Annotated in this window: 8 protein-coding genes; all 8 read right to left on the reverse strand. The window is 75.5% G+C overall.

Going from position 1 to position 25,092, the window contains the following annotated elements:
- Window positions 1–14: 14 nt before the first annotated feature.
- The 8 genes from gntD to OOJ98_RS27610 all read right to left on the reverse strand — a co-directional run bounded on the left by gntD (window position 15) and on the right by OOJ98_RS27610 (window position 25,022).
- On the reverse strand, window positions 15–1,046 hold the full coding sequence (gntD, locus tag OOJ98_RS27575) for a guanitoxin biosynthesis L-enduracididine beta-hydroxylase GntD (protein WP_267057739.1): 1,032 nt from the start codon (window positions 1,044–1,046) through the stop codon (window positions 15–17).
- A 56-nt stretch (window positions 1,047–1,102) separates the two neighbouring features.
- A complete protein-coding gene (gene vioD, locus OOJ98_RS27580; RefSeq protein ID WP_267057740.1) occupies window positions 1,103–2,212 on the reverse strand; it encodes a capreomycidine synthase in 1,110 nt (369 codons plus the stop codon).
- An 86-nt stretch (window positions 2,213–2,298) separates the two neighbouring features.
- Window positions 2,299–8,754 (reverse strand): non-ribosomal peptide synthetase, encoded by a 6,456-nt coding sequence (locus OOJ98_RS27585; RefSeq protein ID WP_267057741.1) that lies wholly within the window; start codon window positions 8,752–8,754, stop codon window positions 2,299–2,301.
- 92 nt (window positions 8,755–8,846) lie between these two features.
- Window positions 8,847–13,427 (reverse strand): non-ribosomal peptide synthetase, encoded by a 4,581-nt coding sequence (locus OOJ98_RS27590; RefSeq protein WP_267057742.1) that lies wholly within the window; start codon window positions 13,425–13,427, stop codon window positions 8,847–8,849.
- Window positions 13,428–13,463: 36 nt separating this feature from the next.
- Window positions 13,464–14,819: a serine hydroxymethyltransferase gene (gene glyA, locus OOJ98_RS27595; protein ID WP_267057743.1), complete on the reverse strand. Its 1,356-nt coding sequence runs from the start codon at window positions 14,817–14,819 to the stop codon at window positions 13,464–13,466.
- Entirely contained in the window at window positions 14,816–18,193 is a 3,378-nt protein-coding gene (locus OOJ98_RS27600) for an amino acid adenylation domain-containing protein (RefSeq protein ID WP_267057744.1), read from the reverse strand. The genes glyA and OOJ98_RS27600 overlap by 4 nt, the downstream gene beginning before the upstream one ends.
- A complete protein-coding gene (locus tag OOJ98_RS27605; protein ID WP_267057745.1) occupies window positions 18,190–19,599 on the reverse strand; it encodes a pyridoxal-phosphate dependent enzyme in 1,410 nt (469 codons plus the stop codon). The genes OOJ98_RS27600 and OOJ98_RS27605 overlap by 4 nt, the downstream gene beginning before the upstream one ends.
- Window positions 19,596–25,022, reverse strand: a complete 5,427-nt coding sequence (locus OOJ98_RS27610; RefSeq protein ID WP_267057746.1) for a non-ribosomal peptide synthetase — start codon at window positions 25,020–25,022, stop codon at window positions 19,596–19,598. Before OOJ98_RS27610 ends, OOJ98_RS27605 begins: the two co-directional genes overlap by 4 nt.
- Between the last annotated feature and the right edge of the window lie 70 nt (window positions 25,023–25,092).

The raw sequence follows: 25,092 nt of genomic DNA on the forward strand, positions 1-25,092 counted from the left end.
CCGGCGGGCCGCGGTCAGAACAGGACGCGGGAGCCGGCCGTGGCTCGGGCGTCACGGGACTTGCGCAGATCGCGGGCGACGTTGACCCGCTTGAGCCAGCGGTCCGTGCCGTCGAAGCGCGCCGCGAAGGAGCTACGGCCGTGCACCGCGCGGTAGTTGTCGACGAAGACGATCTCGCCGGGCGCGAGCGCGGCACCGCCCAGACGGCGGTCGATCTCGTCCGAGAGGCGCTGGAGGGCGCTTCGGGCCTCGGGGTCGAGCCGGTCCAGATCCATGAAGTACGGGTCGAGGCAGAGGTACGGGTCGCCCGGCGACCCGAAGAGCACCGGCACCGGCGCCGCGTCCTCCAGCATGCGCTTGAGCCGCTCGTACGCCGCGTCCAGGAGCCGTGTACCGCCCGCGAGCGGCCGCCCGGGGCCGCTGTCGAGCATCTGCAGGTGCGAGTTGTCGGGCAGCATGTAGAAACGCGGCTCCGCGAGGATCCGGCGGTCCTCGGCGGAGATCTCCAGGTCCTGCGCACCCACGAACGTGGTCGGCACCCGGTCCGGGTTGCGCAGGCAGAGCAGGCCCACGTAGTCGCCCCGGTAGGGGTGGAAGGCGTCCTCGACGTGCCAGAAGATGGTCTGGTTGCTGCCGGTGCCGATCTGCTCGTCCTCGTGGCCCTTGACCGGCAGGACGTCGTGCACCAGATACCCGTCCTGCTGGGTGGCCCAGGCGACCGGCTCGCCGAGCAGTGCCCCGCACAGCAGCACGAACATCTCCTCCCGGAGGGCCGGCGAGATCCCCTCGCGGTGGCGCCAGTGCGTCGGCGTGGCACCGATCCGGTCCTGGTCGACGCGGTAGCCCGAGACCACGCAGGCACCGGCCGGTTCGTGCAGCCGGAAGTCGGTCAGGAAGCGGCGCAGCGCGAGGGGCAAGCGGTGGGACTGGACGGTCAGTTCGTCCTGGAAGGCCTGGTCCTCGACGTCGGCGTACCGGTCGGCAAGCTCGTCGAGAAGGACGGCGATCGCGTCGGCGTCGGCGGCGTCGAGTGTGAGGGTGTGCATCGGACGGGTCACCTCGGGGTCGGGGTTTGCGGAGGGTTCGGTGGGGCGGCGCGGGGTCAGCCGGCCGCGGGCAGCAGGGCCCCGAGCCGGTCGAGGCCCGCGGCCAGCTCGTCGTGGGCGCCGCCGAAGCCGAGCCGGATGTGGCGCGGGGCGCCGAAACAGGAACCGGGCACGACCAGCACGCCGTGCTCGCGGTCGAGCCGGTCGGCGAACGCGGTCACGTCCGCCACCGTGGTCAGCTCGGGGAAGACGGTGACTCCGCCGGCCGGCTCATCGCAGACCACCCGGTCGCGATGGCGGGCCAGCCAGGCGCCGAGCACCGCGCGGTTGGCGGCGGCCTGCGCGAGGCGGGGGCGCAGCAGTTCGTCGGCGTGCCGCACGGCGTGCGTGGCGACCGCCTCCACCAGCGGCGAGAGCGCGAGGCTGGTGTAGTCGCGGCGGCGCACACAGCCGGCGAGCACTTCGGGCGCGGCCAGCGCCCAGCCCACCCGCAGCCCCGGCAGCCCGTACGCCTTGGACAGGGTGCCGAAGGAGATCGCCCTGGCGTAGCGGAGCGTCGGGTCGGGCAGCGGCGCACGGTCGTACACCAGGTCCCGGAACGCGTTGTCCCAGGCGAGCCACGTCCCGTACCGGGCGCAGGCGTCGATGACGGCGCTCTGCTGGGCCTCGGTGACGGTGGCGCCGGTCGGGTTGTGCGGGAAGTTGAGCACCACCATGGCGGTGTCCGGGCCTATCAGCGCGAGCAGCTCGTCCTCGTTGGTGACCACGCCGTCCTGGGTGCGCATCGCCCACGGGACGATCCGGCAGCCGAGCGACGCCGCCACCTCGACCAGCGCGTGATAGGCCGGGGCCTGCACCACGATCTCGTCGCCTGGCTTCAGCAGCGCGTGCATCACCAGGTAGATCGCCTCGCTGGAGCCCTGGGTCGCCATCACCGAGCCGGGGTCGGTGCCGTGCCGCTCGGCGAGGGCGGCGCGCAGCGGTTCGGCGCCCAGCGAGTGGCTGTCGCGGAACATGATGGAGCCGAGCGAGGCGGCGCCGGTGCCGGCCAGGGCGAGGACCTGGTCGACGGTGTAGTTCTCGACACCGCTGCTGCTGATGTCGTACGTGGTGGTGAAGTACCGCTCGCGGAGCCAGTCCTCCAGCAGGGCCGGGGCGATGGGCATGGGGTTCCTCCTGCGGCCGGGGCACGGCCTGTCGGGATGGTGGGTGGGGTCGGGCGGCGGTGCGCCGGACGTCGGAGCGGGCCCGGTCAGGGAGCGGTGGTCCCGGCGGCGCCGTCCTCCGCCTCCAGTTCGGCGAGCAGCAGCGCGAGGTCGTCCGGGTCGGTGGCCTCGGCCTGGAACTGCACGATGCGCAGGGCCAGTTCGGCCACGGTGGGTGCCTCGTAGAAGACCCGCAGCGGCACCTCGACCTGACAGGCGTCGAGCACCCGGGCGGCGAACCGGGTGGCGAGGAGCGAGTGCAGGCCCAGGTCGAAGAGGTTGTCGTGGACGCCGACCGACGGCAGGCCGAGCAGCTCGCCGGCGAGCTCCGCCATCTCCTTCTCCATCGGCGTGCGCGGGGCCACCGCCGCGCCGTGGGCCAGATCGGCGCGGCCCGGCCGTGGCAGCGCGCCGCGGTCGAGCTTGCCGTTGCCGTTCAGGGGAAGCGCGGGCAGCAGCACGATCGCGGCCGGCACCAGATAGGCGGGCAGCCGTTCGCGGAGCGCGGCCCGCAGCTCGAAGACGTCGGGAGCCGCGCCGGGCGCGGCCACCACATAGCCGACGAGCTGCTTCTCGCCCGGCTCGTCCGCACGGACCACCACCGCGGCGGCCCCGACCTCGGGCCGCTCGGCGAGCCGCGCCTCCACCTCGCCGGGCTCGATCCGGTGGCCCCGGATCTTGACCTGCTGGTCGGCGCGGCCGATGAACTCCACGGTCCCGTCGGCCCGGTGGCGTGCCAGGTCGCCGGTGCGGTACAGCCGGGAGCCCGGCTCGCCGAACGGATCGGGCACGAACCGCTCGGCGGTCAGGTCCGGGCGGCCCAGATAGCCGCGGGCGAGTCCCGCGCCGCCCAGGTGCAGCTCGCCCGGGGTACCGATGGGCACGGGCCGGCCGGCCGGGTCGAGCAGGTAGAGGCGGGTGTTGGCCAGGGGGCGGCCGATCGGCAGACCCTCGCCGCCCACCGCCCCGTCCTCCACGCGCAAGGTGGTCGATGTGCAGGTCACCTCGGTCAGCCCGTACACATGCACCAGCGGCACCCCGTACCGCTGCCAGGCCGCGAGCCGGTCGCGGCGCACCCGCTCCCCGCCCATCGCCACGAACCGGAGCGTGTCCGGCAACTCGCTTGCCGTGCGCTCCAGTTGGACGACCCAGTCGTGCCAGTACGCGGTGGTCAGTTCGAGGCCGGTGATCCTGTGCTCGGCCAGATAGCCGGTCAGATCGACACCGCGGGCCAGCAGCCGGGGGCCGGGGAGCACCACCGTGGCGCCCGCCGCCAGCGCCGGGAACACCTCTTCGAGCAGGACGTCGAAGCCGGTCGAGGCCAGCTGCAGGAAGCGGTCTCCGGGGGCCAGACGGAACTCCTCGGCCATCGTCCGCGTGAAGTTCACCAGGCCCCGGTGGGTGAACATCGACCCCTTCGGCGTGCCGGTGGTGCCGGAGGTGAAGAAGACGCAGGCCAGCGCGTCCGGTTCGGTCGCGCCGGGCGGCGCCGAAGCCGCCGGGGGCGCGTCGTCCGGCGCGTCGATCGGCGCCACCGCGACCCCGTCGAAGAGGGGCCCCGCCGTGCCGTCGTCGGTGAGTACCAGCTGCGCGCCGGACAGTTCGAGGAGCAGCCGCAGCCGCTGTTCGGGCAGTTCGGGGTCGAGCGTGGCGAACGCCGCGCCCGCCTTCATCACCCCGAGCAGGGCGGTGACCAGGAGCGGAGTGGGAGCCGCGTGCACCGCCACCACGCTCTGCGCGCCGACGCCGAGCGCGCGCAGCCGGGCGGCGCACCGCTCGGCCGCGGCTTCGAGTGCGGCGTAACTGGTGGCGCGTCCCTCGTGTTCGAGCGCCGGGGCGTCGGGGGTACGGGCGGCGGCCGCTGCGACCAGGTCGTGCAGGCCGCCGGGCGGGACCGGGCGGGCGGTGTCGTTCCAGTCGGTCACCACGGTGCGGTGCTCGTCGGCGTCGAGCAGGGCGAGCCGGGACAGCGCCGTCCCCGGCGCGTCGGCCGCGGCCGAGAGCAGCACGCCGAAGCGGTGCGCGAGGCGGGCGACGCTCTCCTCGCCGAACAGGTCCGTGGCGTACTCCACCGAGAAGGCGAGGCTCCCGTTCCGCTCGACGGCGGTGAACATCAGGTCCATCAGGCAGGACCCGGTCCGCGCGTCGAGCGGCTCGACCCGCAGGGAGTCGAAGCCGACCCGGGGCGGCCGTGCGCTCTGCAGCGTCAGCATGGTCTGGAACACCGGGTGCCGCGCCGGGTCGCGCTCGGCGCCGACGGCGTCGACGACCTGCTCGAACGGCACGTCCTGGCACTCGAAGTCGGCGAGGGTGCCGCTGCGGACGCGGGCCAGCAGCTCGGTGAAGGCCGGGTCGCCCGACAGGTCGCCGCGCAGGGCCAGCGTGTTGACGAAGCAGCCGACCAGGCCGTCGAGTTCGCGCTGTCCGCGCCCGGCGACCGGCGTGCCGACCAGCACCTCGGTGGCGCCGGAGAGCCGGCCGAGCAGGGCCTGGTAACCGGCGAGGAGCACCATGAACAGGGTGGCGCCGTGGTCGGCGCCCAGCGCGCGCAGCCGCCCCGTCAGCTCGGCGGACAGGGTGAACTCGTGGACCGCTCCGGCCAGGCTCGGGGTGGCGGGGCGCGGCCGGTCGGCCGGCAGGTCGAGGACGGGCAGCGGGCCGGCCAGCCGGTCGCGCCAGTGGTCGAGCTGCTCCGTCCAGCGGCCCTCGGCGGCCCGGTCGGCCTGCCAGCGGGCGTAGTCGGCGTACTGCACCGGCAGCGCCGGCAGGTCCCGCCCGTCGTACAGCGCGCCCAGGTCCTCGACGAGGACGCCCATCGACCAGCCGTCGAGCGCGATGTGGTGGATCACCAGCACCAGGACGTGTTCGTCCGGGTCCGTGCGCAGCAGCAGGGCGCGCAGCGGCGCCTCGGCCGCGAGGTCGAACGGACGCGCCACGAAGGCGTCGACCACCGTCTCGACCCGCTCGCCGTCCGCGAGCTCCCGCACCGTCAACGGGGCCTCGCCGCACGGCAGTACGCGCTGCTCCGGCGCGCCGTCGCCCTCGGCCACGACGGTGCGCAGCACCTCGTGCCGGTCCATCAGGGCACGCAGCGCCGCGGCGAGCGCCGCCGGATCGAGCGCGCCGCCGATCCGTACCGCGGTCGGTACGTGGTAGGCGGGACTGCCCGGGGCGAAGCGGTCGAACAGCCACATCCGCTGCTGGGCGAAGGAGAGCGGAAGGGGGCCCGAGCGGTCCGCCGGGGTGACCGGCGGCAGCGGCGCGCACCCCGTGGCGCTCCCGCCGTCGAGGAGCAGCCCCTCGATCAGCTCGGCCTGCGCCGCCACCGTGGTCGCGGCGAACACCTCACGCAGCCGCACCTCCACGCCGAACTCCGCGCGCACCGCGCTGACCAGCCTGTTGGCCAGCAGCGAGTGCCCTCCGACGGCGAAGAAGTCGTCCAGGACGCCGACCTCGGGGAGGTCGAGGAGCCGCTGCCAGATCGCGGCGACCGCGGCCTCACGGGCGGTGCGCGGCGCGACACGGGCCGCCGGGGCGCCCTGCGCGGCGGGCGTGGGCAACGCGCTCCGGTCCACCTTGCCGTTGGGGGAGAGCGGCAGGGCCGTCAGCTCCGTCCACAGCGCGGGCACCATGTGGGCGGGGAGCCGCTCGCGCAGCCAGGCCGCGAGGTCGGCGCCGGAAACCGGTGCGGTGGTGACCGGGATCGCGGAGGCCGTGGTGGCGGCCGGTACCCAGTACGCCGCGAGGCGCCGGTCGCCCGGCCCGGCCTCGTGGGCCACCACGATCGCCTCGGCCACCGACGGATGCGTGAGCAGGACGCCGGTGACCTCGCCCGGCTCGACCCGGAACCCCCGGATCTTGACCTGGTGGTCGGCGCGGCCGAGCAGTTCGAGCTCGCCGTCGGGCCGGCGCAGCGCCAGGTCGCCGGTGCGGTAGAGACGCTCGCCGGGTACCCGGCCGTAGGGGTGCGGCACGAAACGTTCGGCGGTCAGACCCGGGCGGCCCAGGTAGCCGCGGGCCAGGCCCTCGCCCGCCACGCAGAGCTCGCCCGGCACCCCGGCCGGCACGGCGCGCAGCAGCCGGTCCAGGACGAGGAGCCGCTGGTTGAGCAGGGGACGGCCGTAGGGCAGCGGGCCGGGTCCGGCGTCCTCGGGCACCGGGTACTCGTTGTTGCAGAACGCGGCCTCGGCCACGCCGGCCGAGTTGACCACCCGGCAGCCGGGCGCGGCGGCCCGCAGCCGGGGCGGCAGCGCGGGCGGCAGCACGTCACCGCCGACCAGCGCGGCGCGCAGGGTGTCCAGGGCCAGGTCGTGCTCCTCGGCGGCGGCCAGCATCGCCTCGGTCCCGGCCGGCCCCATCGACCAGACGGTCACCCGGTGCCGTCCGATCAGCTCGGCCCAGTGCCGCGGATCGCGGGCGGCGTCCTGCGCGGGAAAGACGACGGCGGCGCCCACCACGAGCGGGGCGAGGCAGTCGTGCACGGCCGGGTCGAAGCTCGGCGAGTGCAGCGCGATCATCCGGTCGCCGGGGCCGAATCCGTGCGAACGGGCAAGCCCGGCAAAGGTGTTGACGATGGCGCGGTGGCTCACGGCCACGCCCTTGGGGCGCCCGGTGGAGCCGGAGGTGTAGACGAGATAGGCCAGATTGGCCTCGCCCGCGCCGTTGCCCTCACCGGCGCCGTTGCCTTCACCGGTGCCGGTGGTCTCGCCGTCGGCGCGGCCGAACTCCGGACCGTCGGCGGCGATCTCCTCGACCAGCAGCACCTCGGTGCCGGCCGGGAGCGCGCCCGCCGTCGACGCGTTGGCGAGGACCACGGCCGGCCGGGCGTCGGCGAGCATGAAGGCGAGCCGGTCGGCCGGGTAGGCCGGGTCGAGCCCGAGGAAGGCGCCGCCGGCCCGCAGGGTGCCCAGCATGGCCGCGCTGAGCCCGGCCCCGCGCTCCAGGCACAGGGCCACCGGCACATCGGGACCCACACCGGCCTCTCGCAGCCGGTGGGCGATGCGCGCCGCCCAGGCGTCGAGCGCCGCGTAGCCGAGGGGGCCCGCCGCGTCGAGCACCGCGACCGCGTCGGGCGTACGGGCCGCCTGCCGCGCGAACAGCTCGTCCACCCGCAGCCCCGCCGGGAACGCGCCGTCGGTGTCGTTCCAGCCGTGCAGCTCCCGCTCCAGCTCGGCGTCGGTGAGCAGCGGCAGTTCGGAGAAGCGGGTGCCGGGGGCGCGGACGGCCGCGCCGAGCAGCGTCGTCCAGTGGCCGAGCAGCCGGGCCACCGTCGAGGCGTCGAACAGGTCGCGGGCGAACTCGGCGAAGCCGGTGAAGCAGCCGTCCTCCTCGGCCAGTTGGAGATCGAGGTCCATGTGGGCGCTGTCCCGGGCCACGTCCACCGGCTCGACGGCCAGGCCGGCCAGGGCGGGCGTGGTGGCCGGCGCGTTCTGCAGGACGAAGCCGACCTGGGCGAGCGGATTGCGCGACAGGTCGCGACTGGGCGCCAGCTCCTCGACCAGCCGGTCGAAGGGCAGCTCCTGGTGGTCGAAGGCGTCGAGCGCGGTGCCCCGCACCCGCTCGACGAGCTCGGTGAAGCTCGGGTCGCCGGCCAGTGATGTGCGCAGGAGCACCGTGTTGACGAGCGAGCCCACGAGGAGTTCGGTGCCCGGGGCGCGGGTGGCGGGGCCGGTCGCCACCACCACCTCCTCGGCGCCCGCGTGCCGGGCGAGCACCGCCTGGAAGGCGGCGAGGAGCACCATGAACGGGGTCGCCCCGGTGGACGCGGCGACGTCGCGCACCGCCTGCGAGACCCCCGCGTCCAGGCGCACCGGCACGCTCGCGCCGCGGAAGGTGCGGACCGCCCCGCGCGTCCGGTCGGCCGGAAGCTCCAACGCCTGCGGAGCGCCGTCCAGTTGAGCGCGCCAGTAGTCGAGCAGCCGCCCGTCGAGACCGCCGTCGAGCACGGCCTGGCGGGCGGCCACATGGTCGGCGTAGCGCTCGGTCAGGCCGGGCAGCCGGACCGGGCGCCCTTCGACGAGGGCGGCGTAGCACTCGGAGAGTTCGGACATCAGCAGACCGAAGGACCACCGGTCCACCACGATGTGGTGCAGCGCCACGAGCAGGACGTGGTCCCGCGGTCCGAGCGCGATCAGCTCGGCCCGCATCAGCGGCCCCTTGGCCAGGTCGAAGGGCTGCTCGGCGAGGCGGCCCGCCAGTTCGCGGAGTTCCTCGTCGCCCGCGCCGTGCGCCTCGGTGATCCCCAGTGCGAAGGCGCGGCGCGGCAGCACCAGTTGGACCGGGACGCCGTCGCGGGCCGGGAAGACGGTGCGCAGCGCCTCGTGCCGGTCCACGAGGAGCTGGAAGGCGTCGCCGAGCCGCTCGGTGGCGAGCGGCCCGCGCAGCCGGAGCGCGGCGGCGGTGTTGTAGACGCCGCTGGGGCCTTCGAGACGGTCGGTCAGCCAGAACCGGCGCTGGGCGGCGGAGGTGGGCAGCACCTCGGCGGTGCGGGGGCCGGTGGCCACGGGGCGCTCCTTCACGGGGACGGGGACGGGGTCGGGGTCGGGGGTGGGATCGGGGACGGGGGCGGAGTGCGGAACGGCGGACGCGGCGGAGGTCACAGCTCGCCGCCCATCAGCGCGGCCAGCTCCTCGGCGGACAGGTCGTCGAACCCGGCGCCATCGGCGGGTACCGCCTCGCGCACCGGCGCCGGCGTGGCGTCGGGCGCCTCGGCGGCCGGGGCGCGGCGCACCGCGTCGGCGAACGCGGCGAGCACGGGTGCCTCGAACAGGGCCCGTACCGGCAGCTCACGGCCGAGCGACTCGCGTACCGCCGCCGTCACCTGCACGGCGAGCAGCGAGTGGCCGCCGAGGTGGAAGAAGTCGTCGGCCAGGCCGATCCGGGCCACGCCGAGCACGGTGCTCCAGATCTCGGCGAGCGCCCGCTCGGTGTCGTCGCGCGGGGCGAGCAGCGCGGTGGAGCCGGCCGACCAGTCCGGCGCGGGCAGCGCCGCGCGGTCGAGCTTGCCGTTGGCGGTCAGCGGCAGCGCGTCGAGCGTCACGAACGCCTCCGGCACCATGTACTCCGGCAGCCGCTCCCGCAGATGGGCGCGGAGCCGGGGCACCAGGGTGCGGGCGGTCCGGCCGCGGTGCGGGTCGTTGGCCCAGTGCGGCCACGGCAGGTCCGCGCACCGCCCGGCGGGGGCCGGCGCCGTCGCCGGGTCCGCGCCGAGCGGGCGGAGCGCGGCGTCGAAACGGCCGAGCGGGTCGCCGGCCGCCCAGCTGAGCGCCACGGCGTGGCCGAGCCCGGCGGCCGTCTCCCGTACGTCCTGCGGGTCGAGCGCGCCGGCCGGGTGCGCACCGTCGTCCGCCGCGCGGGTCCCGTCGTCGCCGAGCCGTGCGGCGGTCACCGCGTCGGCGTGCACCCGGGCGTTGGGGATGCCGGTGACGACCACGGGGGAGCCGTCGAGCAGGCTCCGCAGCTCGCCGCCCTCCCAGGCGACCGTGCGCACCGGTGCGGACGCGGCGGGAGCGGATCCGCCGTCCAGGTGCAGCACCACGTCGTAGCGGTAGCGCGTCATCTCGTTGCGGTCGCGCCCCGGCTTGGGCAGCACCTCCACCCGGCCGATGCGCGGGATCTCCTGGCGCAGCGCCTCGAAGAAGCGCGGGTCGAGTAGCAGCTCGTTCTCCTGCCGAACGGCCTGACGCACCTGACGGGCCAGCTCGGCGTCGTCGGCGCCCGGGGGGAGGGTCTCCTTGAGCACCGAGACGTGGAAGGCGTCGAGCAGTGCCCGGTGCCGTACGTCACCGACCACGATCCGCCCGCCCGGGGCGAGCAGCGCGGCGGCCTTGGTGAGCACCTCCACCAAGTAGCCCGCACTGGGCAGGTACTGGGTCACCGAGTTCACGAGGACGGTGTCGTACGCCTCGCCCTTGAGGTCGTCCAGCTGGTGTCCGGGCCGGTGCAGCAGCCGTACGTGCTCCCAGTGGGGCGGCAGATGACGGCGCACGTGGGCGATGGCGCTGGTCGACAGGTCGAGCCCCGTGTACCGCTCGCAGTCGCCGGCCAGCCGGAACAGGAGCAGACCGGTGCCGCTGCCGATCTCCAGGACCCGGCGCGGGCCCGTGCTCCGCACCAGGGCGACGGTGTCCTCCACCCAGCGGCGCATCTCGTCGGCGGGGATGGGCTCACCGGTGTAACTGCTCGTCCAGCCACGGATGTTGAACGCCGGGTCGGCGCCGCCGACCTGCTCGTACTGCTCGTAGGCCGTGTCGAAGACGGTGCGCCACTGGGTGACCTGCTCGGCGTCGGCGGCACGGGCCCGGACGGGAGCCGCCGCGCCGTCGGCGTCCGCGTCGGGAACCAGGTAGGCGACGAGGCCGGTGCCGCCGTCCGGGGTCTCGCGGGGCAGCACCGCCGCGTGCCGCACGCCCGGATGGGCGCCGAGTTCCGCCTCGATCTCGCCCGGCTCCACCCGGTGCCCGCGCACCTTGACCTGCTGGTCGATCCGGCCCAGGTATTCCAGGGTCCCGTCGGGCAGTCGGCGGGCCAGGTCGCCGCTGCGGTACAGGCGCTCGCCGTCGCCGAGCGGCGCGGGTACGAAGCGTTCGGCGGTCAGCCCGGGGCGGCCCAGATAGCCGCGGGCGAGCCCCGGCCCGCCGACGCACAGTTCGCCGGGGACGCCGGTCGGCACCGGTTCGCCGCGCCGGTCCAGGAGGTGCACCGCCAGATCGGCGAGGGGGCGGCCGATCACGCTGCCGGGCGCGGCCAGATCGCCCGCGGTGAGGGTGTGCGCGGTGACGTGCACGGTGGTCTCGGTGATGCCGTACATGTTGACCAGGCGCGGGCCCTCGGGGTGCCGCTCCGCCCAGTCGCGCAGCGCGCCCGGCTCCAGGGCCTCGCCGCCGAACACCACGTGCCGCAGCGCGAGCGGACGGAGCGACGCCGAGGCGGCGGCCGCCGCCTCGGCGTCGGCGAACTGGCGGAACGCGGTGGGTGTCTGGCTGAGCACCGTGACGCCCTCCTCGCACACCAGCGCGTGGCAGGCGGCCGGGGTGCGCCGGGCCTCCTGCGGTACCACGGCGATCCGCCCGCCGTGCAGCAGCGCGCCCCAGATCTCCCAGACCGAGAAGTCGAACGCCGCCGAGTGGTAGAGCGACCACACGTCGTCCGGGCCGAACGCCACGTCGGACGAGGCCGCTTCGAAGAGCCGCAGCACATTGGCGTGGGTGAGCAGCGCCCCCTTGGGGCGCCCGGTGGTGCCGGAGGTGTAGATCACGTACGCCAGATGGTCCGGGCCCAGCGGGGCCGGCTCCAAGGGCTCGTCGGACAGCGGCTGTTCCACCGCGACGACGGGCAGGGCGCCGGCGAGCCCGGCGTGCTCCGCGTCGGCGACCAGGACCGTCGCGCCGCAGTCGGCCAGTGTGAAGGCGAGGCGCTCGGCGGGGTGACGCGGGTCGAGCGGTACGTACGCGCCGCCGCTCTTCACGATCGCCAGGATGCCGGTGACCAGCCGCACCGACGGCTCGACACAGAGCGCCACCCGGCTCTCCGGGCCCGCGCCGAGCTCGCGCAGCCGCCGGGCCAGCGCGTCGGAACGGCGGTCGAGTTCGGCATAGCTCAGCCGCTCGGGGCCGCAGCCCACCGCGATCGCCTCGGGCCGCAGCCGGACCTGCTCGGCGAAGGCCGCCGCGAGGCTGCTCGCCCGCGGGGCGGTCGTGCCGCGGGCCGCGCCCGCGGCTAGTTCCGCCCGGCGCTCGGCCCCGCTCAGCAGCGGGAGCGCGTCGAGCCGGGTCGCCGGGGCGTCGACCGCCGCCGCGAGCAGGTGCAGCCACTGGCCGATGAACCGGCGCACGGTGTGCTCGTCGTACAGCTCGGTGCTGTAGTCGGCGAGCCCCGTCAGACCCTCGGGCGCCTCGGTGACCTGGAGGTGCAGATCGAACTTGGCGGTGCCGGTGTCGACCGCGGCCACCTCCATCCGCAGGCCCGGCAGCTCGATCCGGGTCTCCGGGGTGTTCTGCAGGACCAGCAGCAGATTGGCGAACGGGGTGCGCCCGCCCGCGTCGCGGTCCGGACGCGCCTCCTCCACGATCCGCTCGAACGGAACGTTCTGATGGGCGTACGCGGCGAGCGCCGACTCCCTCACCCGGCCCAGGAGTTCCGTGAAGGTCGGATTGCCGCCCAGGTCCGCGCGGAGCGGCAGCATGTTGACGAAGAATCCGATCAGGCCCTCGGTCTGCGGGTGGTTGCGGTTGGCGACCGGCGAGCCGACCACCAGATCGCTCTGTCCGCTCCACCGCTGTGCCACGGCCATGAACCCGGCGAGCAGCGCCATGTACAAGGTGGCGTCGTGCTCGCGGGCCAGCGCGGTCAGGCGGGCCGCAAGGTCCCCTTCGAGCCGCCAGGGGAAGCAGGCACCGGCGAAGCTCTGCTGCGCGGTGCGCGGACGGTCGGTGGGCAGGTCCACGATGCTGGGCGCGCCGGCCAGCCGCTCCCGCCAGTGGGCCAGCTGCGACTCCAGCGCGTCGCCCGAGACCCGCTCGTGCTGCCAGAGCGCGAAGTCGGCGTACTGGACCGGCAGTTCGGGAAGCTCGGCGGCCTCCGCGCGGTAGTGGTGGGCCATCTCGCGCACCAGGATGTCCAGGGACCAGCCGTCCGCCACGATGTGGTGGATGGCGAGCAGCAGCAGATGCTCGTCGTCCGCCAGCCTGACCAGGGCGGCGCGCAGCAGCGGCCCGGCGCCGAGGTCGAAGGGGCGGCGGCTCTCCTGCTCCGTCAGGCCGGCCAGCGCGGACTCGCGGGCGTCGTCGGCCAGGGCGGACAGATCGGTGAGCGCCAGGGTGACCGTGACGCGGTCGTGCACGATCTGCTCGGCCCGGCCGTCCTCCGCGTGGAAGGTGGTGCGCAGCGCCTCGTGCCGGGCCACGACGCGATTGAGCGCCCCTTCGAGCGCGGGGGCGTCGAGGCCGCCGGTCAGCCGCACGGTGCAGGCGATGCTGTACAGCGGGCTGGGGCCCGCGAACTGCTCGACGAACCACAGGCGTTGCTGCGCGAACGACAGCGGCAGGTGCGTTCCCGCGGGGCGGCGGGCGATCAGGTCGGCGGCGTCGGGGCGGGTCAGGCCCTGCTCCTTGAGCAGCTTGGCGAGCAGGCGGCGCTTGTCGGAGGAGAGCGCGGTGCGCTGGGGTGACTGGCTCATTGGGTGATCCCGGGGCGTGGGTGGCGTGGGCGTGGGTCAGGCCGGCAGGTGGTGCGGCAGCGGGAACTCCCGGCAGAGCCGGGCGACTTCGCCGCGTACCTCGTCGCGGACGGCCGGATCGAGGGCGAACTCGCGCTCCCCGCACGGCGTCACCGCGGTGAGCACCCGGTCGACCAGAGCGGCGCAGCGGCGCATCTCGGCCGGCCCCATGGCGCGCAGGGCGAGCGTGTTGGTGCCGAAGCGGACACCGCTGGTGACCCGCGGGCCGTGCGGGTCGCCCGGTATGCGGTTGCGGTTGACCACGATCCGGCAGTCCGCGAGCGCGGACTCGGCGATCGCGCCGGTCAGGCCGCGCCGCCCGACGTCGAGGAGCACCATGTGGTTGTCGGTGCCGCCGGTGACCAGCGTGTGACCGAGGCCGGCGAAGGCACTCGCCAGCTCGCGGGCGCCGGACACGACCCGGCCCGCCAGGGCGCGGAACTCCGGCTGGGCGGCGATGTCGAAGGCGCGCGCCTTGGCGGCCACCGCACCCAGGTCGGGGGTGCCCTGGAGGAACGGGAAGGTGCCGTGCGCGACGGCCCGGCTGAGCGTGCGCCGGGTGCCGGGCAGCGCCGTGTCGGCGTCCCTGCCCAGCAGGATGAGACCGCCGCGCGGCCCGTACAGCTGCTTGTAGGTGCTGGTGGTGGTGGCGTGCGCGTGGTCGACCGGGCTCGGATGGAGGCCCGCCGCGACCAGCCCCGCGATGTGCGAGATGTCGGCGAGCAGATACGCGCCGACCTCGTCGGCGATGCGCCGGAACCGGGCGAAGTCCACCGTGCGCGGGTAGGCGCTGGCGCCGCACACGATCACCTTGGGCCGGTGCTCGCGCGCCAGCTCGGCCACCTGCCCGTAGTCGAGCAGTCCCTCCGCGTCGGTGCCGTAGCCGACCGCCCGGAAGAACTGGCCCGACACCGAGGCCGTCGAGCCGTGCGTCAGGTGACCGCCCGCGCTCAGCTCCATGCCGAGCAGGGTGTCGCCTGGCTTCATCAGGGTGCACAGCACGATCTGGTTGGCGGTGCTGCCCGAGTGCGGCTGCACATTGGCGTACTGGGCGCCGAACAGCGAGCGGGCCCGCGCCACCGCGAGGCGCTCGACCTCGTCGACCACCTCGCAGCCCGCGTGGTAGCGGGCCCCGGGGTAGCCCTCGGTGGTGACGTTGGAGATGGTCGCGCCGGTGCAGGCGAGCACCGACGGGTCGGCGCTGCTGGAGGCGGCCACCATGGCCAGGGTCTCGTTCTGCCGGACGTGCTCGCGCTCCAGGAGGCCGGACAGGAGCGGGTCGGCGGCGGCGAGGCGGTGCGCGCCCAGGCCCGCGTAGCCGGCCAGGACGCCGGAGCTCGTGGTGGTGGTCATGCGACGCCCTCCTCGTGGGCGACGAGCAGCCCGTGGGCGGTCTCGTCGGTCATCTCCAGCACTTCCGCGGCGATGTGGGCCACCGCCGCGACATCGGTGCCCGCCTCGCGGCCCCGGGCGGTGAGCCGCACCGCCTGTTCGGCGAGGGTGGGCGCCTCGAACAGGTCGCGCAGCGGCAGCTCCACGCCGAAGGTCTCGAGCAGCGCCGAGGCGAGCCGGGTGGCGAGCAGCGAGTGGCCGCCGAGCGCGAAGAAGTCGTCGCCCGCGCCTACTTGGTCGATGTCGAGCAGTTCGGCCCAGAGCGCGGCCAGGACGCGTTCGACGTCGTCACGGGGGGCCACGTACGTCGCGCCCTCCCGGTCGGCCCGTCCGTCGGGCTCGGGCAGCGCGGAGCGGTCCACCTTGCCGTTGGGCGACAGCGGCAGCGCGTCGAGGGTGACGAAGACCGCCGGGACCATGTAGTCGGGCAGCTCCGCCTTGAGCAGGGCCCGCAGCTCGGCCGCGGCCGGCGCCGCCCCGGCTTCCCCTGCGGGCACCACGTAGCCGACCAGGCGCCGCTCGTCGCCGCTGCCGCGCGCCGTCACCACGGCGCGCTCGACGCCCGGGTGGCGGCGCAGCACCGCTTCGATCTCGTCCAGTTCGATCCGCAGGCCGCGCACCTTGACCTGGTGGTCGAGGCGGCCGATGAGTTCGATCACGCCGTCGGCGCGGGTGCGGGCCAGATCGCCGGTGCGGTAGAGGCGCGCGCCGGCCGGCACGGGGCCGTGGCCGGCCGCCGGGTGCGGCCGGTAGCGGTCGGCGGTCAGCCCCGGTCGGCGCAGATAGCCCCGGGTCAACCCCGTTCCCGCCAGGCACAGTTCACCGGGCACCCCGACCGGCGCGGGTTCGAGCGCGGGCGTGAGGATCACGGCCTGCTGGTTCACCATCGGGCGGCCGTACGGAATGCTCGTCCAGGCCGGGTCGGTCTCGACGACCGGGAACGTGATGGAGTGGATGGACGCCTCGGTGGCGCCGCCGAGCGCGATGAACGCCAGGCCCGGCGCGATCCTGCGGAACCGGTCCGGCAGCCCGACGGGGATCCAGTCCCCGCCGAAGAAGGCCGCCCTGAGCTTCGGCAGCCGCACGCCGCGTTCCTCGCCGGCCCGTACGAAGGCGTCGGCCAGGGCGGGCGCCGAGTTCCACACGGTCACCCGGTGGCGGCGCACCAGGTCGACCCAGTGGTGCGGGTCGCGCGCCCGGTCCGGGTGCGGCACGACCACCGCGCCGCCGGCCGCCAGGATGCCGAGCGTCTCGTAGACGAACATGTCGAAGCTGGGCGACGACAGACCGAGCACCCGGTCGCCGGGTCCGACGCCGTACGTGCCGTTGAGGTCGAGCAGGTTGTTGACGACACCCCGGTGCGGCACGGCGATGCCCTTGGGCGTGCCGGTGGAGCCCGACGTGTAGATGACGTACGCCAGATGGTCCGGGTCCACCGCGACCGGGCGCCGCCGCGCGGCAGGCCATTGCCCAGCGTCGTCCACGTCGAGCCGCTCGGCCGCGCTCGCGGGCAGCAGCCCGGCCAGGGCGCGCTCGGTGAGCACCACCTGCGGCGCCGCGTCCTGCAGCATGAAGGCGAGGCGCTGCGCGGGATAGGCCGGGTCGAGCGGCAGATAGGCGCCGCCGGCCTTGAGTACGCCGAGCACCGCGGCCACCAGGGCCGGACCCTTGGCGAGGCAGAGGCCGACGAGGGTATCGGGCCCCACCCCCGACTCGGTGAGCCGGGCGGCGATGCGCTCGGCCAGCGCGTCGAGATCCGCGTAGCTCAGCCCGCCGGCGTGGCCGACGACGGCCGGTTCGTCGGGGCGCAGGGCGAGCTGCTCCTCGAAGAGCTCGTGCAGGCAGGACCCGGCCGCCGGGTAGGCGTGCGCCGTGTCGTTCCACTCCACCAGCGCCCGGTGCCGCTCCGGCCCGGTGAGCATCTCCAGCGCCGAGAGCCGGGTGTCGGGCGCGGCGACGGCGGCGGCCAGCAGGGTGCGCCAGTGGCCGAGGAGCCGCTCGACGGTGGCCGCGTCGAAGAGATCGCTCGCGTACTCGACCGTGCCGGTGAACGCGCCGTCCACATCGCGCAGTTGAAGGTTGAGGTCGACCTGGGCGCCGCCCCGCGGCACCTCCCGCACGGTCACCTCGAGTCCGGGCAGGACGGGGGCGGCCAGCGGCGCGTTCTGCACCAGGAGCAACGACTGCACCAGCGGGTTGTGGCTGAGCGCCGGGCCCGTCGCCCGCTCGGGGAGCATCTGCTCGAACGGCAGGGCCTGATGCTCGAAAGCGGCCAGGGACGCGGCGCGGACCCGGTGCAGCAGCTCGGTGAAGGACGGGTCACCGGCCAGCGAGGTGCGCACCGGAAGGACGTTGATGAAGCACCCGATCAGGGCCTCCGCCTCCGCCGGGCGCACCGCCGCACCGGTGCCGACGACGATGTCCTCGCCGCCGCTGTGGCGGGCCAGTACCGCCTGGAACGCGGCGAGCAGCACCATGAACGGGGTGACTCCGGCCCGCAGGCCCAGCGCCCGCACCCCGGTGGACAGCTCGGCCGCAAGCGCCACCGGCAGGGCGGCCCCGCGCAGCGACTGCACCGCCGGGCGGGAGCGGTCGCAGGGCAGTTCGAGGAGTTCGGGTGCCCCGGCCAGCGCCTGGCGCCAGTACGCCCGGCCCGGCTCGTCGCCCGCCGCGAGCGTCTCGGCCTCCCAGACCGCGAAGTCGCCGTACTGGACCGGAAGTTCGGGAAGGCCGGCGGCCCGGCCGGCGTAGCCCTTGGCCAGCTCGGCGAGGAGGATGCCGATCGACCACATGTCGGCGACCAGGTGATGCAGGGTGACCGCGAGGACGTGCCGCCCCGGTGCGAGCCGGTGCAGCACCACCCGCACCAGGGGGCCCCGGGCGAGGTCGAAGGGGCGTGCCGCGTCGGCGGCCAGCACACCGTCCAGCTCCTCGGCGGTGGTGGCGCGGGTCTCCCACTCGAACGACGCCTCGCCGTCGACCAGTTGCATCAGCTCGCCGTCCACCTGCTCGAAGCGGGTGCGCAGCGACTCGTGCCGGGCGACGAGCCCGTCCAGTGCGGCCCGGAGCGCGGCGGTGTCGAGGGGGCCGTCCAGGTGCAGGGCGAACGGCAGGTGGTAGGCGCTGGTCTCCGGGATCAACCGCTCCACCAGCCAGATCCGGCGCTGGGCCGAGGAGGCGGGAAACGCGTACTGCTGCATGGTCTTCTCTGCTCTCTGCCGACCCGACGGGTCGGAGGCGAAGTCGGGAACGGTGTCCGCTCCGGCGAAGGTGTTCGTCTGCGCCAAGCGGCTTGTTCCGTACGGGAGGTGGGCCTCGGCCTCGGAGGCCGTCATGCGCGGGTCACCAGATGGGCGGCGTCCTGGACGCCGAGACCGGCCGGGACCCGCAGATCGGGCACGACCGCGACGGGCGGACGGCCACCCGCGCGGCGGGCCCGGCCGCCACCGGTGATGTGCAGCAGCACGGTCTCCCGCGGCCGGATCCGTCCGGCGGCGACCGCCCGGCGCAGCCCGGCCAGGGCCACCGCCGCGGCGGGCTCGATGTCGATGCCCTCCACGTCGGCGAAGAGCCGTCCGGCGGCCGACGCCTCGGAGCTGTCCGCCGTGCACAGCTCCCCACCGCTCTCGGCGAGGACGTCGCGCACCCCGCCGGCCACCGCGTAGGGCGGCCTGCGGGTGGTCAGCTCCTGGGCGTACGCCGCGGCCACCGCTGCCCGCGCCTCCTGGCCCGAGCCGATGACGGGCTCGGCCAGGCCGTCGCGCCAGGCGTGGAACATCGGCGCGAAGGCGGCATTTTGACAGAGCGTCAGGCGGGGAAGTCCGCCGGACCGGGCTGCCCCGCCGTCGGTCCGGCCGGGCAGCGTCGCCGTACGGTCCCACAGCGCACCGCTGCCCGCGGCCGGCCACCGCGCCCCCTGCATGCCGCTCGCCAGCAGCCGCCGGGCCGCCTCGTGCGCGGCGATCGCGCCGGCTCCGCTGCCCACCGCCTGCACATAGTGGTCGGGCAGCCGCCCGATCGTCTCCGCGGCGTTCAGGAGCGCCGTGCCGAGACCGTCGCGCCGGGCCACGTTGCGGGTGCCGCCCTCGGCCTGGAAACCCGGCCGGGCGGCGATCGCGTCGGCCACCTCGATCGCGTCACCGTAGTCGCCGGCCACCGTCACCAGCCGGACGCAGTCCGCCCGTTCACCGGCGGCCGCCAGCGCGGGCAGCGCCGTCTCCGGCACCACCAGGACGCACTCCACGCCCTGACGCGAACAGGCCCGCAGGAAGGCCGCCGCGGTGTTCCCCGCCGAGGCGACCACCAGCACCGGCGGCCGCTCGGGCAGCCGGGCCAGCACCGCCTGCGCCTCCAGCTCCTTGAAGCTGCCGGTGACCAGGTCCGCACCACGCTCGGGCCAGTACCCGCTGAAGGCGACCCACAGTTCGCTCAGGCCCAGCACACGGCCGAGGCGCTCGGCGCGGTAGGTGGCGCCGCCGCTGCCGCGGGGCAGCTCCCGGCCGCCGACCGGAAGCCAGCAGCGGTAGCGGAACGGGCCGCCACCGGGACCGGGGGTGAACGCGGTGGCGTACTCGGTGCGCAGCAGAGCCGGCCGGTGGGCGACGGCGCAGTCGAGGCGCACCCCGTCGTCCTGGTAGCCCTCCCCGCACACCGGACATCGCAGCAGGTACGGGCGGCCCGCCGGGACGGGCACGGTGCCCGCCGCCGGCCGGTCGGCCGGAAGGAGCGGGGCGGACGTCATCGTCCCTCCCCGGCGGCCGTGCTCGCTCCGGTGACCGGGCCGGCGTCCGCGCCGGTGAGGGCCGGGCGCAGCGCGCCGTCCGGCCCGCGGCCCACGGCGTAGCGGGCCCGGTCGACCCGGACCAGGGCGGGCCGGACGGCCGGGGCGGTGGAGGCCGGCCCAGCGGCGGCCGCGTCCACCAGCGTGGCCACGGCGGCCACCGTGAGCCGCTCGAACAGCCGGTGCAGGGGCGGCGCCGCGCCGAACTCGGCGCGGACGCGCTCCGCGAAGCGGGCGAGGAGCAGCGAGTGGGCGCCGCGCACGAAGAGGTCCTCGTGCCGGCCGATCCGCTCGACCTCCAGCAACTCGGCGAGGAGGGCGGCGACGCGCCGCTCGGTCGCCCCGACCGGCTCTTCGGTCACCTCGTCGGAACCGGCGGCAAGCGGCGCGGGCAGCGCCCGCCGGTCCACCTTGGCGTTGGCGGTCAGCGGCAGTTCGTCCAGCGTGATGAGGAGCGACGGCACGGCGTAGCCGGGCAGGGTGCGCCCGAGGTGCTCGCGCAGCTCGCCCGGTGCAGCCGGCGTCTCCCGCTGTTCCACGTACCCGACGAGCCGGGCCCGCGCGCCCTCGCCGTCCACCACGACCGCCGCCCGGCGCACCGAGGGCAGCCGCTCGAGCGCGGTCTCGATCTCGCCCAGCTCGATGCGGTGTCCGTGCAGCTTGACCTGGGTGTCGGCGCGGCCGACGAAGAGCAGCGCGCCGTCCGGACCGCGCCGCACCAGGTCACCCGTGCGGTAGAGCCGCGCGCCGGGGACCGGGCCGAACGGGTCGGGTACGAAGCGCTCGGCGGTCAGGCCGGGCCGCCCCAGATAACCGTGGGCGAGGCCGTCCCCGCCGATGAGCAGCTCGCCGGTGATCCCGGAGGGGACCGGCCCCATGTGCGAATCGACCAGCAGGAGACGGGTGTTGGCGATCGCGGAGCCCAGCGGCAGCTCGGCGCCCGCCGTGGTCAGCTCGCCGCGCGCGGACCAGACGGTGGTCTCGGTCGGGCCGTACACCTGCCACAGCCGTACGCCGCGGGACAGGAGCTCCGCGGCCAGCTCGCGCGGCAGCCGTTCGCCGCCGCACAGCGCGGTCAGGCCGGGGGTGCCGGACCAGCCCGCGTCGAGGAGCAACTGCCAGGTCACCGGGGTGGCCTGGAGGTGGCTGACCCCGCCGGTGTCCAGGCAGCCGCGCAACCGCGAACCGTCGCCGGCGGTCGCCGCGTCGGCCAGGTGCACGGTCGCGCCGCGGACCAGGGGCAGGAAGTACTCGAGCGCGGCGATGTCGAAGGCGGGCGTCGTGACGGAGAGCCAGCCCGCGCCGGGTGCGAGCGGAAGGTCGCGCTCGAAGGAGACCAGCAGGTTCGCCAGCGCCCGGTGCGGCACCACCACCCCCTTGGGGCGGCCGGTCGAGCCGGAGGTGTGCAGCACGTACGCGGGGGACTCCGGGGCGATCGGGGTGGAGCCGGCGCGCTCGGCCTCGCCGATCGAGTCCAGCGCGAGCACCGTCCAGTCACCGGCCGGTACGGCCTCGGCCGGAAGGTCGGTGAGGACCACCGAGGCGGCCCCGTCGGCGAGCACGAGAGCGAGGCGCTCCGCCGGGTGTCCCGGGTCCAGCGGCAGGTACGCGGCACCGGACTTGAGCACCCCGAGCAGCGCGGCCGGCAGCCGCGGGGTGCGCGGCAGCAGGACGGCGACGTGGTCGCCCGGCCCGACACCCAGGGCGCGCAGACGGGCCGCGACACCGTCGGCCAGCCGGTCGAGCGTGCCGTAGTCCAGCTGCTCGCCGCCGGCGGGGCCGGCGGCGCGGACCGCGACGGCCAGCGGTGTGCGGGCGGCCTGCGCCTCGAAGCGGCGCACCACACCGTCGGCCGGATCGTAGGCGAGCGCGGTGTCGTTGCCTTCGGCGAGCACGGCCTGACGCTCGGCCGGCGCCAGCAGCGGCAGCGCGCCGGCCGGGCGGGCGGGGTCGGCCGCGATCTCCGCGAGCAGGGTGACGAAGCGGGCGGCGAAGTGCTCGGCGGTCGCCGGGAGATAGCGGTCGGTGTCGTAGCGCACCGACCCGGCGAGGCCGCCGTCGGCCGCCCCCAGCGTGAGCTGGAGGTCGAACTGGCTGCCGCCGACGGGCAGCGCCAGCGTCGAGCAGGCGAGGGCGCCGAGCGTGAACGGGACGCCGTCGCGCCCGGTGGCCATCGCCACCAGCGCCTCGGCATGCTCCCCCGGCGCCTGCTGAAGGCTGAACAGGCTGCGCACCAGCGGCCGTCCGCCCTGATCACGGTCCGGGCGGATCAGCTCGATCAGCGCCGGGAACGGTATGTCGGCGCCGTCCAGAGCCGTGCGCGCGCTGTCCCGGACGCGGCCGAGGAGCGCGCTGAACGGCTCGTCCTGCTCGATCGCGGTGCGCAGCGGCACGGTGTTGACCAGGCAGCCGACGGTGGCGGCGAACGCGGCGTCCGCGCGGCCGTGGGTGGGGGTGCCGACGACCACGTCCGACTCGCCGGTACTGCGGGCCAGGAGCAGCTGGAAGGCGGCGAGCAGCACCGCGTAGAGCGTGCTCCCCTCGCGCCGGGCCAGCGCCGTCAGGGCTTCGGTGACGGCCGGGCCCACGGTCAGCGGCACCGCGGCGCCGCGCAGTCGCTGACGCTCGGGACGCGGCAGGTCGGCGGGGAGCGAGGTACCGGCCCGCACGCCGGTCAACTCCGCTTCCCACTGCGCCAGTTGACGCTTGCCGGTCTCGGTGGTCGTCAGCTCGCCCTGGCGGCGGGCGAACGCGGCGAACGGGGTGGCGCCCTCCGCGGCGACAGGGGCCGGCTCACCCTTCAGCGCCGCGGTGTAGGCGCCGGCCAGTTCGTCGAGGAGCAGCGAGAGCGACCACAGGTCGGCCACCAGGTGGTGGGCGGTGAGGACCAGCCGGTGGCCGTCCGGCGCGCCGGTGAACAGCCGCGCCCGCAACAGCGGCCCGGCCTCCAGGTCGAAGGGCTCCTCGGCGGCCTCCGTCATCAGGGCGGCCAGCTCGGCGGCGTTCAGGACGGACACGTCGACCTGGCCGAAGGCGGGCGCGAGCGCCGCGTGCACCCGCTGCACCGGACCTGATCCGGTCCGGGGGAAGGTGGTGCGCAGCACCGCGTGCCGCTCCGCCAGACCCGCCAGCGCGGTCCGCAGGGCGGCCGCGTCGAGGGCGCCGTGCACGCGGAACGCGGCGGAGACCAGATAGGCGGGGCTCTCCGGGGCGACCTGGTGCAGGAACCACAGGGCGGCCTGGTTGGGGGAGAGCGGATGGTCGCCGGGCCTGGATTCTTCGGCCGTCGCCGCACCGGCCGGTGCTGCTCCCGGACTCTGTGCTGCGGTCCCGAAACGCTCGGCGAGCAGCTCGGCGAGGCCGGCCAGGTCGAGGGCGAGCGCCTCGGTGAGCGCCAGGTCGACGCCGAGCGCGGTGTGCAGCTCGTGCCGCAGCCGGACCGCGCCGAGCGAGTCGAGACCCAGTTCGGCGAGCCGGTGCTCGGGCGCCAACTCCTCGGCGCTCGTGCCGAGCCGGGCGGCGAGCAGCGCGCGCAGCGCGGCCAGCAGCAGCGCCGGGCGCTCCGCGGGATCCGCCGAGCGCAGCGCCCCGGCGTCCAGGACCACCGGCCGTTCGGCGACGGCGCCCTGCGGACGGCCGCTGTGCGCCAGCGCCGTGAGGTCCCCCGCGAGGTAGGAGGCGGCGCACACATGGCGCTGCACCTTGCCGCTGGAGGTGCGCGGCAGCGTCGCCGCGCGGATCAGCACCACCGCCGCGGGCCGCACCCCGTGCGCGTCGGCGACGGCCTCGCGCACCGCGCGGGCCAGCGCCGCCAGATCACCGTCCTGGTGGTCGCGCGACACCTCCTGCACGATCACCAGCTCGTCCGCACCGGCCAGTTCGGCCTGGACGGCGGCCCCGTAGTTGGCGCGGAGCGCGGGGTGGACACCGGAGACGGTCTGCTCGATGTCCTGCGGGTAGTGGTTGCGGCCGCGGACGATGATCAGGTCCTTGAGCCGCCCCGTGACGTACAGCTCGCCGTCGTGCAGCAGGCCCAGGTCGCCCGTGCGCAGGAACGCGGGGCCGTCCCCGGCGCTCCCGTCGACGGAGCCCCCCGCGCCGGCCCCGTCGTCCGCGAGCCGGGCGCCGAAGGTGGCCGCGCTGTGCTCGGGCCGGTTCCAGTAGCCCTGGGCGACGCTCGGCCCGGCCAGCCAGATCTCGCCGATCGCCCCCGCCGCCACCGGCCGCCGGGTCACCGGGTCGACGATTTCGAGGCGCTGGGAGTCGTCGGGGCGCCCGCTGCTGACCAGCTCGGTGGTCCCCTCGACCGCGTCGGCCACCCCGGCGAGCAGCGCGTTCGACGCCCGGTGGCGGGCCGGGGCGGTGCCGTGCGGCTTGCACGAGACGATGAGCGTGGCCTCGGCGAGGCCGTAGCACGGTGTGAAGGCCTCCGCCCGGAAGCCGGCCGGCGCATACGCGTCGGCGAACCGGCGGAAGGTCTCGGCGCGCACCGGCTCGGCGCCGTTGAACGCCACCTCCCAGCTGCTCAGGTCGAGGCCGGCGAGCACCTCGGGGGTGGCCAGATCGGCGCACAGGTCGTACGCGAAGTTGGGGCCGCCGCTCACCGTGGCCCGGCTGCGGCTGATCTCGCGCAGCCAGCGCAGCGGGTCCTGCGCGAAGGCGGTGGGCGCCATCAGGGAGCAGGAACCGGCGTAGTACAGCGGCTGGAGCATGCCGCCGATCAGGCCCATGTCGTGGAAGAGCGGCAGCCAGGACATCCCGCGGGTGGCGGACGTGGTGCGGAACGCACGTTGGATCAGCGCCGAGTTGTGCAGCAGATTGCCGTGGGTCAGCACCACGCCGCGCGGCGCCGAGGTGGAGCCGGAGGTGTACTGGAGGAACGCCACCGTGTCCGCGCCGACCCGGGGGCGCTCCCAGTGCCGCGCCTCCTCCTCGGGCACCCGGTCCGTCGCGAGCAGCCGCAGCACGTCCATCACCGCGCCGTCCGGGTCACCGGGCAGCAGCCGTTCGCGGACCGCGGCGGTGGTCAGCGCCACCGTCGCCCCGCAGTCCGCGACGATGTCGACCAGCCGCTCCAGGGAACGCGGCCGGCGGTTGGGCGGGTAGACCGGCACCGCGACGGCCCGCGCGTACAGGCAGCCGACGAAGGAGACCACGTAGTCGAGGCCCGGGGGCTGGAGCAGCAGCACCGGGGAGTCGGTCAGACCGCGGCGCTGCAGTTCGGCGGCGAGCGCCCTGGCCCGCCGGTCGAGCTGCCCGTAAGTCAGCCGCTCGGCCGGAGCGTCCTCCCTTCCGGAGAACTCGAAGGCCGTACGGTCCGGATCCGCCGCCGCGGTGGCGGCGATCGCCGAGATCCAGTCCTGATGCTCAAGTCGCGGGTCCACGCGTTGTTTCCCTCACCGTTCGGTGTCCGATGCCGTTGTTCCTGCCGCCGCCGTCACCCGGGGCGCCCCC

Source organism: Streptomyces sp. NBC_00083 (assembly GCF_026343295.1).
GTDB lineage: Bacteria > Actinomycetota > Actinomycetes > Streptomycetales > Streptomycetaceae > Streptomyces.